This is a genomic window from Streptomyces sp. NRRL S-87, assembly GCF_000719335.1.
In the GTDB taxonomy this organism is placed as follows: domain Bacteria; phylum Actinomycetota; class Actinomycetes; order Streptomycetales; family Streptomycetaceae; genus Streptomyces.
Genome location: NZ_JOGB01000024.1, coordinates 52,451 through 69,219, shown reverse-complemented (window position 1 = coordinate 69,219; position 16,769 = coordinate 52,451). Strand labels below are relative to the sequence as shown.

The 16,769-nt window shown below is 75.3% G+C and carries 14 protein-coding genes; 12 read left to right on the top strand and 2 right to left on the bottom strand.

From position 1 onward, the window contains the following. Positions 1 to 52 precede the first annotated feature (52 nt). Positions 53 to 730, bottom strand: coding sequence for a DUF4360 domain-containing protein (locus IF43_RS0117385; protein ID WP_030200971.1), 678 nt, complete (start codon positions 728 to 730; stop codon positions 53 to 55). A gap of 481 nt (positions 731 to 1,211) precedes the next feature. On the opposite strand from IF43_RS0117385, the gene IF43_RS0117380 reads away from it, so the two are divergent. Beyond that, complete coding sequence (locus IF43_RS0117380) at positions 1,212 to 2,171, top strand: DMT family transporter (protein WP_199922740.1); 960 nt, start codon at positions 1,212 to 1,214, stop codon at positions 2,169 to 2,171. A gap of 169 nt (positions 2,172 to 2,340) precedes the next feature. Here the strand turns inward: IF43_RS0117380 and IF43_RS0117375 are convergent, their stop codons facing one another. Next, entirely contained in the window at positions 2,341 to 3,258 is a 918-nt protein-coding gene (locus IF43_RS0117375) for a helix-turn-helix transcriptional regulator (RefSeq protein ID WP_078910235.1), read from the bottom strand. Positions 3,259 to 3,488: 230 nt separating this feature from the next. On the opposite strand from IF43_RS0117375, the gene IF43_RS0117370 reads away from it, so the two are divergent. The 11 genes from IF43_RS0117370 to IF43_RS0117320 all read left to right on the top strand — a co-directional run bounded on the left by IF43_RS0117370 (position 3,489) and on the right by IF43_RS0117320 (position 16,716). Beyond that, complete coding sequence (locus IF43_RS0117370) at positions 3,489 to 3,785, top strand: hypothetical protein (RefSeq protein ID WP_158939381.1); 297 nt, start codon at positions 3,489 to 3,491, stop codon at positions 3,783 to 3,785. 105 nt (positions 3,786 to 3,890) lie between these two features. Then, entirely contained in the window at positions 3,891 to 4,703 is an 813-nt protein-coding gene (locus tag IF43_RS0117365) for a thioesterase II family protein (RefSeq protein WP_234332227.1), read from the top strand. A gap of 39 nt (positions 4,704 to 4,742) precedes the next feature. Next, the gene (locus IF43_RS0117360) at positions 4,743 to 5,657 is read left to right on the top strand and encodes an oxaloacetate decarboxylase (RefSeq protein ID WP_051795532.1); all 915 of its coding nucleotides are present in this window, start codon (positions 4,743 to 4,745) and stop codon (positions 5,655 to 5,657) included. After that, positions 5,654 to 6,655 carry a 3-oxoacyl-ACP synthase gene (locus tag IF43_RS0117355; protein WP_234332225.1) on the top strand — a complete coding sequence of 334 codons (1,002 nt, stop codon included), beginning with the start codon at positions 5,654 to 5,656 and terminating at the stop codon, positions 6,653 to 6,655. Before IF43_RS0117360 ends, IF43_RS0117355 begins: the two co-directional genes overlap by 4 nt. A gap of 3 nt (positions 6,656 to 6,658) precedes the next feature. Then, positions 6,659 to 9,103 (top strand): iron-containing redox enzyme family protein, encoded by a 2,445-nt coding sequence (locus tag IF43_RS0117350; RefSeq protein WP_078910234.1) that lies wholly within the window; start codon positions 6,659 to 6,661, stop codon positions 9,101 to 9,103. A gap of 20 nt (positions 9,104 to 9,123) precedes the next feature. After that, positions 9,124 to 10,308 (top strand): acyl-CoA dehydrogenase family protein, encoded by a 1,185-nt coding sequence (locus IF43_RS0117345; RefSeq protein WP_030200950.1) that lies wholly within the window; start codon positions 9,124 to 9,126, stop codon positions 10,306 to 10,308. A 190-nt stretch (positions 10,309 to 10,498) separates the two neighbouring features. After that, positions 10,499 to 11,590 (top strand): cytochrome P450, encoded by a 1,092-nt coding sequence (locus IF43_RS0117340; protein ID WP_051795531.1) that lies wholly within the window; start codon positions 10,499 to 10,501, stop codon positions 11,588 to 11,590. 118 nt (positions 11,591 to 11,708) lie between these two features. Next, complete coding sequence (locus IF43_RS0117335; protein WP_030200944.1) at positions 11,709 to 12,791, top strand: saccharopine dehydrogenase; 1,083 nt, start codon at positions 11,709 to 11,711, stop codon at positions 12,789 to 12,791. Continuing rightward, positions 12,781 to 13,983, top strand: coding sequence for a saccharopine dehydrogenase family protein (locus IF43_RS0117330; RefSeq protein WP_051795530.1), 1,203 nt, complete (start codon positions 12,781 to 12,783; stop codon positions 13,981 to 13,983). The genes IF43_RS0117335 and IF43_RS0117330 overlap by 11 nt, the downstream gene beginning before the upstream one ends. After that, entirely contained in the window at positions 13,980 to 15,350 is a 1,371-nt protein-coding gene (locus tag IF43_RS0117325) for an acetyl-CoA carboxylase biotin carboxylase subunit family protein (RefSeq protein WP_030200939.1), read from the top strand. The genes IF43_RS0117330 and IF43_RS0117325 overlap by 4 nt, the downstream gene beginning before the upstream one ends. Further along, the gene (locus IF43_RS0117320; RefSeq protein WP_078910233.1) at positions 15,340 to 16,716 is read left to right on the top strand and encodes an MFS transporter; all 1,377 of its coding nucleotides are present in this window, start codon (positions 15,340 to 15,342) and stop codon (positions 16,714 to 16,716) included. The genes IF43_RS0117325 and IF43_RS0117320 overlap by 11 nt, the downstream gene beginning before the upstream one ends. The last annotated feature ends 53 nt before the right edge of the window (positions 16,717 to 16,769 follow it).

The window sequence follows — 16,769 nt, the reverse complement described above, 5'->3', positions numbered from 1 at the left end:
CCGCGCGGCCCCGCGGCGCTCCGACGGCGGTGGCGGCCGGGGCCGCCGCGGCTCAGCGACGGGTCGGGCACTTCTTCCACGCGAAGTGGTAGACCGTGCTCAGGCTGCCGTCGGTGGAGTCCATCGCCATGAAGCTGGTCGTGCGGGCGGCGTCGGAGGAGCCGGCGTCCACCCGCAGCTCGGTGTTGATGTTGAAGTTGCGCTGCGCCCCGCACGGCGCGAACTCCAGGGCCTCGATCGCGGTCGAGTCCGAGGCCTGCCAGTTGTCCTGCACCGGCCCGTGGAAGGTGTGGCTGTGGCTGGTGGTGCGGGACATGCCCTGGAAGTAGTAGCTCGCCTGCTGCGTGCCGGTGGCGCCCCGCTCCAGGCTGGCGAAGCCGCGGTAGTCCGTCCTGGCGACGGCGTACGTGAAGCCCTGCGGAACGTTGACCCGCACGCCGAGCTGGCAGTTCTTGCGGAAGTCCGTGGCCTTGGCGTCCTTGCCGACCTGCGCGAGGTACTCGCTGTAGGTGACGGTGAAGGCGGTGTTGTCGGCGGCGACCGACACCGCCGCGCTGCCCGGCCGGCAGCCCGAACCGTTGACCTGCACCAGGTCGACGGTGACCTGTGCGGCGGGGACGGGATCGCGCAGCGGCACCGGGGCCTGCGCCGCCGCGGCTCCGGTGGCCGGCGAGAGCGCCGCCGCGACGAGCACCGCGCCCGCGCCGCCGATCAGCACCTTCTTGAACATGAGGGGTCCTTCCGCTCGCTGGACGCGGCCCGTCCGCCCGTCCGCCCGCCCGTACGCCCGGCCGGGCCCGGCCGGGCCCGGCCGTGACAACTGGCGATCATTGCGGCGGAACCGTGCCCAGCCGTGCACGCCGCGCCCGGAACTTCCCCGAATGGCGCTCCGGAAAGGGATCCGCCCGGCGTTCCGGAACACTCCGGGCGCGGGCCGGGCGGCCGGTTCGACGGAATCCCGGCATTTGTCGGGGGGCTCCGCGGCCGGCATCTACCCGAGCCCGGTGGAATTCCGGTGGAATTCCACCGGAAGGGCGGTGGAGGACTGCCGGACCCCCCCGGGCGGTCCGCCCGAATTCCCGTGCGGGCCGCCCGGGACCGGCACGTCGGAGGCCGTGCGGGACCCGGGCGGCAGGGTGCCGCGGACCGGGGGACCGGCTGGTTCTCGACGTGTCCGGGTCAAGTACGCCGCGAGCAAGTAGCGTGCAGGCATGGACCACAAGGCTGGCGATCCCCGTCCCGACTACCCTGCCCTGGCCGCCGCTTCGATCACGGTCGTGCTGTGGGCTTCCGCTTTCGTCTCCATCCGTGCCTCCGCCGAGCACTTCGGACCCGGCGCCCTCGCACTCGGCCGCCTGCTGACGGCCTCCGTCGTGCTCGGCCTGGTCCTGCTCGTCAAGCGCGTGCCGGTCCCACCGCGCCAGGCCTGGCCCGGCATCCTCGCCTCGGGCCTGCTGTGGTTCGGGCTCTACATGGTCGTGCTCAACTGGGGTGAGCAGCTGGTGGACGCCGGTACCGCGGCCATGGTCGTGAACATCGGCCCCATCGTCATCGCCCTGCTCAGCGGCTGGTTCCTCAAGGAGGGCTTCCCGCCCATGCTGCTGGCCGGCATGGCCGTGTCCTTCGCGGGCGCCGTCGTCGTCGGGGTGTCCACCTCCTCCGGCGGCTCGTCCTCGATCGGCGGGGTGCTCCTGTGTCTGACCGCCGCGCTCGCCTACGGCGCCGGGGTGGTGCTGCAGAAGCCCGCCCTGTCGTACGCGAGCCCGATCCAGGTCACCGCGTACAGCTGCTTCGTCGGGGCCGCCGGCACGCTGCCCTTCGCCGGGCAGCTCGTGCACCAGCTCGGCGACGCACCCGCGAGCGCCACGCTCAACATGGTGTACCTGGGCCTGTTCCCGACCGCACTGGCCTTCAGCACGTGGACGTACGCCCTGGCCCGGACCACCGCGGGCAAGCTCGGCGCCACCACCTACGCCGTGCCGGCGGTCGTGGTGCTCATCGCGTGGCTCGCGCTGGACGAGGTGCCGGGGTGGCTGACGCTGCTGGGCGGCGCCATCTGCCTGGCCGGCGTGGCCGTCTCGCGGCGCCGCCCGGCGGCCCGGGCGGCGGCGCCCGCCACGCCCTCCGCCGCCGCGACCGACGACCGCCCGGCCGTCCCCGCCGCCGACTGACGGCCGCCCGGCCGCCGGGCCGTCCTCGCGCCCCCGCGCCGCAGCCCACCGGAGCCGCCCCGCAGCCCACCGGAGCCGCGCCGCAGCACACCGCCCCCGCGCCGCAGCCCACCGGAGCCGGGCTGCGGCGCGGCCCCACCGGGGCGCCCGGCGGACCTCCGGACGCCCCCTAGATGACCACCGTCGCCTCGTTGCGCCCCAGTACGTACCCCAGCTGGAGCCGGTTCCCCGCGCCCAACTCCTGCTTCATGGACGCGATGTGCGCCTGCAGCGACCGCTCGCTGATGCCGATGCGGCGGGCGATGGCCTTGTCCGAGTAGCCCTCGACCAGCAGCCGGCCGATCGACTCGCGTATCGCCGGGACCACCTCGTCCGCCGCCTTCGCGGCGTGCAGCGGGACGAACGGGAACTCCTTGGCCCGATCCCACGCCCGGTCGAAGGTGTCGCGCAGGAACCGCACGATCGTCGGCTCGGTGATTTCGATCGCCGTCGTCCGGTCCGCGTTCGCCGAAATGAATGCGATGTCGTCCACGATGATGAGCCGGTCGAAGAATTCCTCCAGAGTGCGCACCTGCGCCCCGTATTCCGTCACGGCGCGCACGTATTCTTTCGTCGCCTCGTCGAATCTCGTGGTGTGCTGGTAAAGCGTCCGCATCGAAATTCCGGAGGCTATCTGCCGGCGCACGCGTTCCAGCGCGTCTTTCAATACGGCGCCGGGGCGCGCCCCGTCCGGCTGTGCCGTGAGGATTTCGCGCCGGACCCGCGACAGCGCCGCGTCGATCGCCCCGCCGATGGTCGGCATGCCGTGCAGGTAGCGCACGCCCGGGCCGTCGCCCGGTCCGCCCGTACCCTCCCCACCTGCTCCGTCGCCCGCCGCGGCGGTCGGGGCGGGGCCGCGCCAGCCGCCGGACGCGGCCTGCTCCGAGGCCTCGGCGGCCAGTCTGCCCAAGTGCGCTGCAAGTTCCCGCAGGAATTCCTGCGGGGCCTCGTCGGCCGTCGGTTGCGGCCGGTACGCCGCAGGGTTCTGTCCGGGTTCGCCACGTTCGGACACGCCTGACCCCACCCCCATCTGTCCGGTGTGCAGCATTTTGGGGTGGTTGAGACCCCGTGGGTAACCGCAATGCGGAAACCGGAGCCATCGTAGGCCTCGCCCGACCTCCTCCACACGGGGGAGATTTGGTCTCACCGAAGGAGCGGAAACCGGGGACCAGCCCGGTGGGACTTCTACGGAAAAGGATCGGAATGTTTGGTTCCGTTTCCTTGTGGACCAAAGGCGAAACGACGTCGAGGGGGAACACGAAAATGGGGGACCGCACCATGGGCGCTTTCCGAGGCCGCAAGCTTTCCGCAATCCGCCGAGGAGCCGTCCTCGCGGCCGCGGGTCTCGCCCTGGCACTGGCCGGGGCGCAGGGCGCCCTCGGCGGCGACGACGCCACGCACCTCCGCCTGGACGTCGGCTGGAACGGCCCGAAGCCGGTCGTGCACGCCGCCCCCGGCACGGTCGGGGACGTCACCGGCGACGTCGGCTGGAACGCCGCCGAGGACGCCACCGGCGACGTCGGCTGGAACGGCCCGAACCCCGGCGGCCGCACGAACGACGTCGGCTGGAACTGAGCGGTTCCTCCCGCTTCCCGCGCTCCAGGCCTCGACGCCCACTCTCCGACTCCCCTCCCCGCCCCGACCGCGCGGGAGGAGAATGGCCCGAACCACATGCCTCCCGTGACTCCTTCCACCTGGTTCCTGACCGCCGACACCGCCGCCAGACCCCTGGGCGGACCGGCCGCCGACGCCCTCGTCTTCTGCTTCGCGCACGCCGGCGGGAACCCCCGCACCTACCTCGGCTGGCAGGACGCCCTCGGCCGCGACGGCCGCGTCCTCGCCGTGTGCCCCCCCGGCCGCGCCCACCGCTTCCGTGAACCCGCCCTCGCCACCGTCGCCGACCTCGCCGACGGAGCCGCGGCCGCCGTCACGGCCGCCGCCGCCGAACAGGGCCTGCCGTTCCTCCTCTTCGGCCACAGCTTCGGCGCCGCCCTCGCCTTCGAGGTCGCCCGCCGCATCGACGGCCTGCCCGGCTTCGCCGGCCTGGTCGTCTCCGGCTGCTCCGCCCCCTCGCTGCTGCCCACCCCCCGCGTCGTCGAGGCCGCCCGGCTCGAGGGGCGCGCCTTCACCGAGGCCGTCGGCTTCTTCGGCGGACTGCCCCCCGAGATCGCCGAGGACGAGATGATGCAGGAGCTCCTCCTGCCCCACCTCAAGGCCGACTTCCGCATGGTCGCCGGGTACGCCTACCGGCCCGCGGCCCCGCTCGGCGTCCCGGTCACCCTCGTCAACGGCACCGACGACCCGCACGTGACCCCGGAGTCCGTCGAGCCCTGGGCCCGCGAGTGCGCCCGGCCGCCCGTACGCCACTGGACCGAGGGCGGCCACTTCTACTTCGAGGACCGGCCCGCCGCGGTCACCGACGTCCTGCGCCCGCTGCTGCGCGCGGCAACGGCCGCCGCACGCACCGCCGATGAGTACGTTGAGCTGATCTGACGGTCCAGGCAGCAGCGACGCACCGCGAGGGAACCGACCATGAGCCACACCCCCCGTACCACCGAGGCCCAGTACCGCCGGGCCGTCGCCTTCCGGGAGCTGCACGACGGCCCCCAGCCCTTCGTCGTCCCCAACCCCTGGGACGCCGGCTCCGCCCGCCTGCTGGCCGGCCTCGGCTTCCCCGCCCTGGCCACCACCGGCGCCGGGCTCGCCCACAGCCTCGGCCGCCCCGACGGCACCCTGACCCGCGCCGACATCCTCGACAACGCCCGCACGATCGTCGAGGCCACCGGCCTGCCCGTCACGGCCGACCTCGAGAGCGGCTTCGGCGAGAAGCCCGAGGACGTCGCCGAGACCGTCCGGCTGGCCGCGGCCGCCGGTCTCGTCGGCGGCTCGGTCGAGGACTCGACCGGCCGCGCCGCGGACCCCGTGCGCCCGCTCGGCGAGGCGGTCGAACGCATCGCCGCCGCCGTCGAGGCCGCCCGCGCACTCGGCTTCCCGTTCACCGTCACCGCCCGCGCCGAGAACTTCTTCCTCGGCCGCCCCGACCTCGACGACACCCTCCGCCGCCTCCGGGCGTACGAGGAGGCCGGCGCGGACGTGCTCTACGCCCCCGCCCTGCCCGACGCCGAGTCGATCCGGGCCGTCTGCTCCGCCGTAACCCGCCCCGTCAACGTCCTGATGGGCGGCGCCCTGCGGCTGTCCGTCGCCGACCTCGGCGCGCTCGGCGTACGCCGCGTCAGCACCGGCTCGGCCCTGTCCCGAGCCGCCCTCGGCGCCCTCGTGCGGGCGGCCCGCGAGATCGGCGAGCACGGCACCTTCGACTTCGGCGCCGACGCCCTGCCGTACGCCGAGGCCAACGCCCTGCTCGCCGCACCGGCGCCGGCCGCGCCCCCGGCGCCCGCCGCCACCCCGAACCCCGCCGCCGACCGAGAGAGCGATCCGGCACCGTGAGCATCACCCACGACCTCCACGGCGCGGCCCCCGGCCCCCGGCCGGGGGACCAGCCCGCCCGCCCCGCCGTCCACCTGTCCGCCCCGGCCTACGTGCTCGGCGAGCAGGAGGCCGACCACAGCACGATCCCCGGACTGGCCGAGCGCGCCCGCCAGTTCGGCATGCCCCCCAAGGCCCAGCTCTGGGGCTGGGGCAGCATCCGCCGCACCGCCCGCGGCCTGGAGGACCTGGCCGTCGAGAGCGCCCGCGCCACCCTCGCCGGCGCCGGCGTGGAGCCGTCCTCCGTCGACTGCCTGGTCCTGTGCTCCACCCGCTTCCCCGGCGGCCCGCGCACCCACGGCAAGTTCGTCGAGACCGTGATGGCCGGCGCCGGCCTCGGCCCCGGCACCGCCTTCACCGGCATCACCCTCAACCGGTGCACCAACCTCCTGGTCGCCGTCCGCACCGCGCAGGCCCTCGTCGCCGCCGGCCAGTACCGCCGGGTCCTGGTGGTCACCACCGACCGCGTCAGCGACGAGTCCGTCCGCATGGAGAACTTCGCCCTCTTCAGCGACGGCGCCGCCTCCTGCCTGGTCGGCGCCGAACCGCTCGGCGCGGACGCGTACGAGATCGTCGCCGGCGCCAGCGCCCAGGACCCCGGCTCGCTCGACTGGTCGAACGAGATCAGCTCCGACCTCGCCCGCGCCGTCAACGAGCGGATCCTGGCCGACGCCGGGATGAAGCCCGGCGACGTCCACGGGGTGCTGCACCCCAACCTCTTCAAGCCCGTGGTCGTGCTCAAGGAGCGCCAGGCGGGCTTCACCAAGGACCAGCTGTTCCTCGACAACATCACCCGCTTCGGGCACTGCTTCGCCGCCGACCCGCTCATCAACCTGGTGGACCGGGCCGCGGCCGGCGGCGTCAGGCCCGAAGGCCACTACCTGCTGGCGTCCAGCGTCCCCGGGGTCCGGGTCGGCGTCCTGCTGCGCAAGCCCGCCACCGCACACGGGGAGTTCTGACCCATGACCGCCCAGACCGTCCAGCCCGCCGAGGCCACCGCCGAGGGCACCCCCGCGGCCACCACCCCGGCCGCCGCCGCACCCGCGGGCCCCGCCCGCCCCGCCGCCGGCGCGCCCGTGACGCCCGGCGCCCCCGCCCTGCAGCCCGCCGGCGGCTCCGCGGCCTACCCGCTGCCGGACCTGACCACCTCGCTGCCCCGCGCCCCGTTCGAGGCCTCCCCGGCGGGTGCGGCCGAGGCCGTCGCGATCGCCGCCGGGGAGCCCGCCGAGCTCTTCCGCCGCCTGCTCGCCGACCAGGAGGGCGAGAGCGCCCTGCTCGCCGCCCGCCGCGTGCTGGCCGGCTTCCTCGACGCCGACGCCGACGCCGACGGCTCCGGCTCCGGGTACGAGGACCAGGGCGCCGACCCCCTCGCCGGGGACGCCCTCGCCGAGGATGCCGACGCCGACGCCGTCGCCGCCCACGTCCTGGCCGTCCGCGCCCGACTCGCCCCCGCCCTCGCCGCCCTGCGCGAGCACGCCGACCCCGAGGTCCGCGCCGCCGTCCTGCGCCAGCGCGCCCCCCTCGCCCTGGCCGGCAGCTGCTGGCTCGACACCGTCTCCCAGGCCGCCACCCAGCCGGCCGAGATCGTCGGCCGGCTCTTCGGCCACCACTGGCTGCTCATGGGCGAGGGCACCGCCCAGGCCGGCGAGACCGCCCGCCGCCGCCGCGCACTGGCCGAACGCGGCGTCTTCCTTCCGGAGATCGAGGCCGAGGGCTTCCTCCGCGAGACCGGCGCCCGCCCCCTCACCGCCCTGCACGGCGCCTTCCGCCTGGCCCTGTCCCGGCTCCCCGGCGCCTTCCTCCCCGAGGTCGTCGGCGTCCACTACGCCGCCCACGCCCTCGGGCTGGACGACCTCCTCCTCGGCAGCGCGCCGCTGCTCGGCGAGGCGGACGTACGGCCCGTCCTCGCCGAGTACCTGGCCCTCACCGAGGCGTCCGCCACCGGCGCCGAGGACCGCCGCCGCGCGCTGGCCGCCGTACGCCTGGTCGTCCGGCTGGAGCGCGAGCACACCGCCGCCCTCACCGAGCTCGCCGCCTGGCAGGACGGCCTGTCCCTGGACGCCAAGGTCGCGCAGATCGTCGCCCGGCACGCCCCGCACGCGGGCCGCCAGCACCGCGCGGTCCGCATCGGCAAGCAGAAGCTGACGGACTGGCTGGACGACGAGCACCTCGACCTGGCCGCCTTCGTCGAGGAGTTCCGCTCCGCCCGCCAGATGCGGCCCGGACGCGACGGCGGCCCCTGCCGCTTCCTGCAGTCCATCAAGTTCGGCGGGCCGATGTTCGGCATCTTCGACGAGCGCGAGGCCGCCGTCTTCACCGCCTGGGCCCACTCCATCGCCGCCGGTGAGCCCGCCGACCTCGACCACGACCTCGTCCCGCGCGCCGGCGACGGGCCCGCCGCCCGCTGGAGCGCCCGCCTCGCCGCGGCCGAGCCCGCCGACATCGCCGTGCGCGAGCCGGACGCGGCCGCCGACGACCGGACCCTCTTCCACCGGATCGTCAACGTCGAGCAGTTCCCCAACGTCCTGCCGGTGGCCCGGGCCCGCGCCGAGGCCGGACTGGCCGAGGCCGAGCTGCTCTTCGAGCACGGCGCCGGCGGCCGCCTCACCGACGCCTCGTACTTCGACTACACGCCCGAGGCCCTGATGGAGCGGGTCGAGCGCATCTACTGGGACAAGCTCGTCGACCCGTACCAGCCGCTCACCGAGATCCCCGACCGCGACGAGGTCGTCTTCGAGCAGTCGACCTTCGCGCTCGGCAGCCTCATCGACGGGACCTGGGCGCACCGGATCGGCAACCTCGGCCGCCGCTCCCGCACCGGCGACGACATGCTCTTCTCCATCTACGCCGACGAGATGGGCCGCGGCGACGTGGCGAAGAACCACATCACGATCATCCACCGGGTCCTGGCCAGCATGGACATGGACCTGCCGCACATCCGCCAGGAGGCCTTCCTGGACCAGGGCGACCTGCCCGACCACCTCTACGGCTTCTCGATCCACCAGGTCTGCCTGTCGCTGTTCCCCGACAGCCTCTACAACGAGATCCTCGGCTACAACCTCGGCATCGAGATGTTCGGCCTCGGCGAGATGCGCCTGCACGAGATCCAGAAGCTGCGCAGCCACGGCCTCGACGTCTCCTACGAGGAGGCCCACCTGTCGATCGACAACTTCTCCGCGGGCCACGCCCGCCAGTCGGCCGAGATCATCGTCGCCCACCTCGACGACGTCCGCCGGTCGGCGGGGGAGGAGGCGGTGCAGCGCGAGTGGCGCCGCATCTGGCGCGGTTACGCCTCCTTCGCCCACTTCGTCGAGCACTCCCTGGTGAAGCGGGTCCGGGCCGGGGCGGCGACCCCCGCCGCGGTCGCCGGCACCGACGCCGACACCGACGCCGACCTGGTCATCTGAGGAGCGCAGCCGTGGACACGATGACCAGTTACGACCCCGAGATCCTCCAGCTGCCGTTCTACGAGGACGCCCACCGCGCGCTCGCCGCCGAGGCCGGCGCCTGGTGCGACGCCCGGCGGGTGCTGTGGGAGGAGACCCGGGAGCTGGACCCCGACGCCGCGGGCCGGCGCCTGGTACGGGCACTGGGCGAGGCCGGCTGGCTGGCCGGCCTGGACCCGGAGGGGCCCGCCGCCCCGGAGGACTTCCGGACGGTGTGCCTGCGCCGCGAGGCCCTCGCCTACGCCGAGGACCTGGCCGACTTCGCGTACGCCATCCAGGCCCTGGCCGCCACGCCGATCGTCCGGTTCGGCAGCGGGGCGCAGCGCGCCGACTGGCTGCCCGGCCTGGCCGCGGGCACGCTCATCGGCTCCTTCGCGGTCTCCGAGAAGGAGGCGGGCTCGGACCTCGCCGCGGTGGCGCTGGCCGCCGAGAAGGGCGCGGACGGCTCGTACGTGCTGAACGGCCGCAAGGCCTGGATCGCCAACGCCACCATCGCCGACGTGTTCGTGGTCGTCGCCCGCACCGGCGAGGGCCCCGGACCGCTGGGGCTCTCCGCCCTGCTGGTCCCGGCGGACACGCCCGGGCTGCGGGTCGAGCCGGTGGACGCGACCGCCCCGCGGTCCTTCGGGCACCTGTCCTTCGAGGACTGCCGACTGCCCGCCGGGGCGCTGCTGGGCCGGGCCGGTCGCGGGTTCGTCGTCGCCGTGGACCTGCTGGAGCGGTTCCGCACGACCGTGGGCGCCGCCGCGCTCGGCTTCGCCCGCCGGGCCTTCGACACCGCCCTCGCCCACACCCGCTCGCGGCAGGCGTACGGGGCCACGCTCTTCGACCTCCAACTGGTCAAGGGCCGGCTCGCGGACATGGAGATCGAGCTGAACGCGGCCTCCCTGCTCGTCGCCCGGGCCGCCTGGGAGACCGACCGGGGCAGCCGGTCCTTCGCCCGGCACTCCAACATGGCCAAGGTGCACGCCACCGAGGCCGCCCAGCAGATCGTCGACTCCGCCGTGCAGCTGCTCGGCGCGGCCGGCATCGTCCGGGACGGCGTCACCGAGCGGCTGTACCGGCAGATCCGCTCGCTGCGGATCTACGAGGGCAGCACGGACGTGCTCCGCATGGCCGTGGCGGGCTCCCTGGACATGCGCCGCGCCACCCGCACCACCGCCTGAAAAGGGTGGGGCCCGCGCCCCATGGGTGTGGGCAGTCGTTCCGCAGGGCGGAACGGGTGGGCACACCCACCCACCGGCCCGCACCCGGCCCGTCCCCCGCCCCCCGCACCCTTTGCACCCCCCGCACCCCGCACACCCCCCGCACCCCGCACCACCCGCACCACCCCGTTCCACCGAGCAAGGAGCCCCCGTGACCACCACCCCGATCGACGCCGTGCGGCACCCCGACCCGTACCCGTACTACGCGGACCTGGTCGCCGACCGCCCCTTCGCGTACGACGGGTCGCTGAACGCCTGGGTGGCCGCCGACGCGACGGCGGTCCGCGCCGTCCTGGCCGCACCGCAGCTGAGGGTGCGCCCCGCCGGGGAACCGGTCCCCACGGGCATCACCGGCACCGCGGCCGGCGAGGTCTTCGGGGACCTGGTCCGCATGACCGACGGCAGCCTCCCGCAGCGCCTGAAGGCCCTGGTCGTACGGGCGCTGGGCCGGGCCGACACGGCCCGCGCGGCCGCCCTCGCCGCGGCGCACACCCGCGAGGTGCTGGCGGCGGGCGGCGGGGTCCCGTACCAGGAGCTGATGTTCGGGGTGCCGGCCCGGACGGTGGCCGGCCTCCTGGGCCTGACCGACGGAGCCGACGCCGAGGCGGCCCGGCTGGTCGGGGACTTCGTGCAGTGCATCCCCGCGGGCGCCTCGGAGGAGCAGTACAAGGCGGCGGCGCTGGCCGCCGCCCGCCTCCAGGACCTGCTCCGGCCCGGCCTGGACGGGTCGCGGGAAGGGCTGTTGGCCGAGCTGGTCCGGGCGGCCCGGCAGGACTCCTGGCCGGACACCGCGCCGCTGCTCGCCAACGCGGTGGGCTTCCTGTCCCAGACGTACGACGCCACCGCAGGCCTGATCGGCAACACGCTGGTCGCGCTGGCCCGCGGCGCCGTCCGCCCCGGCACCCCGCGGGCCGCCGAAGCGCTGGTCCGCGAGGTGGTCCGGCACGACGCCCCGATCCAGAACACCCGCCGGTTCGCGGCCGGGGCCTTCCACCACGGCGGCGCCACGGTCGAGCCCGGCGGGCAGGTGCTCGTGGTGCTCGCCGCGGCCAACCGCGACCCGTCCGTCAACCCCGATCCGCACGCGCTGCTCCCCGGCCGGGTGAATCCGACGGTGTTCACCTTCGGTGCCGCCGCCCACCGCTGCCCGGGCGAGGACCTGGCGGCGGCCCTGGCCGGCGCCGTGGTCACCGAACTGCTCGCGGCAGGCTGGGACCCCGCCGACCTGCCCGCCACCCCCTGATCTCCCGCCGCCCCAGACCTCTCCCGCCGCCCCCAGACCACGCCCGCACTCCGCGCCCGCCGCCGCTCCGGCACGGGTGCCGCCCACCCGCATGCCTCCAGACAGGACAAACCCCCTCATGTCGGACCGCCCGCACCTCTGGATGCGCCACGAGGCCCGTCCCACCGAACGCCGCGCCCCCCTCGTCCCCGAGGACGCGGCCACCCTCGTCCGGCAGGGCGTACGCATCACCGTCGAGGACTCCGACCAGCGCGCCTTCCCCCTGGCCGACTACGCCGCCGCCGGCTGCGCCACCGCGCCGGCCGGCAGCTGGACCGCGGCCCCCCAGGACGCCTACGTACTCGGCCTGAAGGAACTCCCCGACGGGCCGGCCGCACTGCACCACCGCCACATCTACTTCGCCCACGCCTACAAGGGCCAGGCCGGCGCCGAGGCGCTGCTCGGCCGCTTCACCGCCGGCGGCGGCGCCCTGCTCGACCTCGAGTACCTCACCGACGACGACGGCCGCCGGGTGGCCGCCTTCGGCTACTGGGCCGGCTACATCGGCGCCGCCCTCGCGGTCCTGCACCGCCGCGGCCGGCTGACCGCCCCGCTCGTCCCCACCGCCCGCCCCGCCCTCGACGCGCTGCTCGCCGCCGACGCCGCCGACGACGACACCCGCGCCCTGGTGGTCGGCGCGCTCGGCCGCAGCGGCCGCGGCGCCTGCGACGCGCTGGAGCGGGCCGGCCTGGACCCCACCCGCTGGGACGTGGCGGAGACCCGCGACCTGGACCGCCCCGCGCTCCTGGCCCACGACCTCATGGTCAACACCGTGCTGACGGTCCGCCCGGTGCCGCCCTTCCTCACCCCGGCCGACCTGGACGAGCCCGCCCGCCGGCTCTCCCTCGTCTCCGACGTCACCTGCGACGTCACCTCCGAGTGCAACGTCCTGCCGGTCTACGACGAGACCACGACCTGGGCCGACCCGGTCCGCGCGCTGCGCGGCGGGGCCGCCCCGCTGGACCTGATCGCCATCGACAACCTGCCGTCCCTGCTGCCGGTGGAGGCCAGCCGCGCCTTCTCCGCCGAACTCGCCCCGCACCTGGCCCGCCTGACGGACGCCGCCGCCCCCGCCGGCGGCTGGGACCCCGTCTGGGCCCGCGCCCTGCGCCTGTTCGAGTCCGCGACCGCCCCCCTGGAGGAGGCCACCCGTGTCCGCTGAAACCCCCGCACCCGCCTCCGGCACCGTGCACTGGATAGGCACCGGCCTGTCCACCGGCGCCTCCGGCCTCGGCCTCGTCTGCGACCGCGCCGCCCGCGTCCTGCTGTGGGACCGCACCGCCGAGCGCGCCACCGAGCGGCTGGCCGCCCTGGGCCTGGCCGGCCGCGCCGAGGTACGGGCCTACGACCCCGATGCCCTGGCCGCCGAGGTGGCCGCCGGCGACGTGCTCGTCTCGATGCTGCCGGCCGCCGAGCACCCGGTACTCCTGCGCACCGCGCTGGCCGCCGGCGCGCACTTCGCCTGCACCAGCTACACCTCCCCCGAGCTGGTCGAGCTGGCGGAGCGGGCGCGGACGTCCACCCGTACCGTCGTCCTCACCGAGGCCGGACTCGACCCGGGCATCGACCACCTGTACGCGCACGACCTGGTCGCCCGGGCCCGGGCGGTCCTCGGGGACGTCCCCGCCACCGCCGTCTTCACGTCCTTCTGCGGCGGCCTGCCGGCCGAGCCCAACGAGTTCCGCTACCGCTTCAGCTGGGCCCCGTACGGGGTGCTGGCCGCCCTCGGCTCGCCCGCCCGCTACGTGGACGACGGCGCCGAGCGCACCGTGGTCCACCCGTGGGAGGCCGTCCGGCCCCTGATCCTCGACGGCGAGCCCTTCGAGGTCTACCCCAACCGCGACAGCCTGCCCTTCATCGGCCAGTACGGCTTCCCGGACGGCTGGCGGCCGGAGACCTTCGTCCGCGGCACGATGCGGTCGCAGGGCTGGTCCGCCGCCTGGAAGCCGGTCTTCGAGACCGTCGCCACCGGCGACGAGCAGGCCGTCCGCGCGCTGGCCGCCGACCTCGCCGCCCGCTACCCGGCCACCGCCGACGACCGCGACCGCGTCGTGCTCTCCGTCGCGCTGGACCTGCGCACCGAGGACGGCCGCCACTGGTCCGGCAGCCACCGGCTGGACCTCACCGGCAGGGCCGACGAGTCCGCCATGGCCCGCTGCGTCTCCCTCCCGCTGGCCCACGGCGTGACCCGGATCCTCGACGGCGCCCTCCCCGCCGGGCTCCAGCGGGCCGCCGGGTCCCCCGACGAGACGGGCCGCTGGCTGGCCTTCCTCGCCGACCGGGGCCTGCGCTCCACCGTTCACGAGCAGCTCGACGCCCACCCGACCGATCCCTCATCTGGAGCCCCGGCATGACCCGCACCGCGCCCGCCCCCCACTCCGACTCCGGCATAGCCGCCCCCGCCCCCGAGGCGTTCGTCCTCACCGGCGCGTTCTGGGTCGTCTGCCGCAACACCCGCTATCTCGAGGAGCTGTCCGCCCGGGGCCTGAAGATCCTGCTCATCACCCCGGAGGCCTACCGCGAGGCCGCCACCGCCGCCCGCAAGGACCCGGCCCACCCGGCCGCCCTCATCGACGACATCGCGTACGTCGACGGCTCCCTCGACCAGGAGGGCTCCTTCACCCCCTCCTTCATCGCCCGGGCCCGCGCCTGGCGCGGCCGCTACACCCTGGTCGGCGCCTACGCGGTCGGCGAGACCCTGGTCGAGCAGACCGGCCTGCTGTGCGACGCGCTGGGCCTGCCCGGCCCGGGGCTGCGGGCCACCCGCGTGTGCCGCAGCAAGTACCTCCAGCGCTGGTACCTCGACGAGTTCAGCCCCGCCTCCCTGGTCCTGGCGCCCGGCACCCGCGAGGACGCCGACCTGGCCGCCCTGCGCTACCCGGTCGTCGTCAAGCCGGCCACCCGGCACTCCAGCTCCGGCGTGATCGCCGTCGACGGGCCCGACGCGCTGCGCGCGCTGCTGCGGGAGTACCCCGACCACGAGACGATCCTCGTCGAGCAGAAGGTCAGCGGCCAGGAGTACTCGGTGGAGTCCCTGGTCCAGCAGGGAGAGGTGGTCTTCACCTCGGTCACCCGCAAGGAGACCACCGAGTCCGGGGACCGGACCTTCGTCGAGCTCGCCCACTCGGTGCCCAGCGCCGACCCGGCCGGCCACGCCGAACTCCTCGCCGCCAACCTGCGGATGCTCGCCGCCCTCGGCTTCCGCGACGGCATCGCGCACGCCGAGTGGCGCACCGGCGACGACGGCCGCCCGTACCTGATGGAGGTCGCCGCCCGCACCCCCGGCGACGGCCTGCTCGCCCTCTACCACCTGGCCACCGGGCAGCCGATGGAGCCGGAGATCGTCCGCATCGCGCTCGGCGAGCCCGCCGCCTACCCGGCCCCGGCCCGCTACGCCCGCCAGGTCTACCTGGAGCACGAGGAGGGCGCCCTCGGCACCGTCGCCCTCGACTGGCCCGGCGTGGCGCCGCAGTGGGTCGGCGGCGACGGCGGCATGTGGCCCGAGACCGTGCCCGGCGCGGCCGACGACCCCGGCGCGCTGCGCGCCCTGCTCGTCCTCAAGGAGGCCGGCGCCCGCCTGACGCCGCTCGCCAGCTCCGACGACCGGGCGGTGACGTTCCTCATCGACGCGCCGACCCCTGCGGAACTGGACGAGCTGGAGCGCCGGGTGCGGGCCGCCGTGACCGTCACCGTCGACCCGGTGGTGGACGATGAGCGCTGACCTCACCGCCCCGGCGGCCGGTCCGGAGGCCGGGGAGGACGTCCGCGGACCCGAGTCGCTTGGGTCGCTCGGGTCGCTCCCGGCGGCCCCGCCCGCCGCCGACGGCAGCCGGCGGCAGGACCCGGCCCCCGCTGCCGGACGACCCACGGTCTGGGCCACCTTCCGGGACTCGAGCCCCGCGGTGAAGACCGTCCTCGCCGGGGTGCTCGTCAACCGGCTCAGCGGCTTCCTCCAGCTCTTCCTCGTCCTGTTCCTCACCTCCCGCGGCTATTCCGACGGCCGGACCGTCATCGCGCTCGGCGTCTTCGGCGCGGGCGCGGTGGCCGGCTCGCTCGTCGGCGGCTCCCTCGCCGAACGGCTGGGAATCCGGGGCGCCACCACCGTCTCCATGAGCAGCACCGCCGTGCTCACCGCCGCCCTGCTCTACCTGCCCTCGTACGGGCTGCTGCTGGCCGCGGTCGCGCTGGTCAGCCTCGGCGCCCAGTTGTTCCGGCCGGCGTCGGCCACGCTGCTGGCCGACGAGACCGACGGCGACCGGCAGGTCATGGTCTTCGCGATGTACCGGTTCGGCCTGAACGTGGGCGCCACCGCCGCACCCCTGGTCGGCTACGCGCTCTACAACGCGGGCGGGCAGTCGTACACCCTGCTCTTCTGGGGCGAGGCGGCCATCGCCCTGCTGTACGCCGTGGTCGCCCGGGCCACCCTGCCGCCCCGGACCGCCGCCCGCACCGCGGACGCCGCGGACGCCGGGGACGGCGCCGCACCGGCCGCGGCCGGCGGCTACGCGGCCGTCCTGCGCGACCGCCGCTTCCTGCTCTACCTCGCCGCGGCCTTCTTCCACTCGGCCGTCTACATGCAGTACCTGTCCACGCTGCCGCTCTACATGAAGGACGCCGGCATGGCGCTCTTCTGGTACACCTTCGCGGTCGCGCTCAACGGGTTCATCGTCATCGCCTTCGAGCTCCTGGTCACCAAGCTCTCCCAGGGCTGGCCCCTGAAGATCACCGTCGGTCTGGGCTTCGCCCTCGTCGGCGCCGGCGTCGCCTGCTACGGGCTGCCCATCGGCCCGGCCGCGGTGGTCATCGGCACCCTCGTGTGGTCCCTCGGCGAGATCCTCGGCGGCCCCGCCGTCTTCGCCTATCCGGCCAAGGCCGGCCCCGAGGCGCTGCGCTCGCGCTACATCGGCAGCTTCCAGTTCATGTTCGGCCTCGGCTCCGCCCTCGGCCCGATGGCCGGCAGCTGGCTCTTCGTCACCACCGGCGCCCTGGTGTGGCCGCTGGTCGGCTGCTGCTCGCTGCTCGCCACGGTCTGCGGCCTGATCGCCGTACGCACCCCCCGCCCGCCCGCACGTCCCCGCGCGCACTGAACCCCTACGACCCCAGCCACGAGCGCCATCCCTTCCCTCCCCACACCCGTCAC

Coding starts and splice junctions, on each gene's coding strand:
- IF43_RS0117385 (WP_030200971.1), bottom strand. CDS start 730: ATGTTCAAGAAGGTGCTGATCGGCGGCGCGGGCGCGGTGCTCGTCGCG.
- IF43_RS0117380 (WP_199922740.1), top strand. CDS start 1,212: ATGGACCACAAGGCTGGCGATCCCCGTCCCGACTACCCTGCCCTGGCC.
- IF43_RS0117375 (WP_078910235.1), bottom strand. CDS start 3,258: ATGCTGCACACCGGACAGATGGGGGTGGGGTCAGGCGTGTCCGAACGT.
- IF43_RS0117370 (WP_158939381.1), top strand. CDS start 3,489: ATGGGCGCTTTCCGAGGCCGCAAGCTTTCCGCAATCCGCCGAGGAGCC.
- IF43_RS0117360 (WP_051795532.1), top strand. CDS start 4,743: ATGAGCCACACCCCCCGTACCACCGAGGCCCAGTACCGCCGGGCCGTC.
- IF43_RS0117350 (WP_078910234.1), top strand. CDS start 6,659: ATGACCGCCCAGACCGTCCAGCCCGCCGAGGCCACCGCCGAGGGCACC.
- IF43_RS0117345 (WP_030200950.1), top strand. CDS start 9,124: ATGACCAGTTACGACCCCGAGATCCTCCAGCTGCCGTTCTACGAGGAC.
- IF43_RS0117335 (WP_030200944.1), top strand. CDS start 11,709: ATGTCGGACCGCCCGCACCTCTGGATGCGCCACGAGGCCCGTCCCACC.
- IF43_RS0117325 (WP_030200939.1), top strand. CDS start 13,980: ATGACCCGCACCGCGCCCGCCCCCCACTCCGACTCCGGCATAGCCGCC.
- IF43_RS0117320 (WP_078910233.1), top strand. CDS start 15,340: ATGAGCGCTGACCTCACCGCCCCGGCGGCCGGTCCGGAGGCCGGGGAG.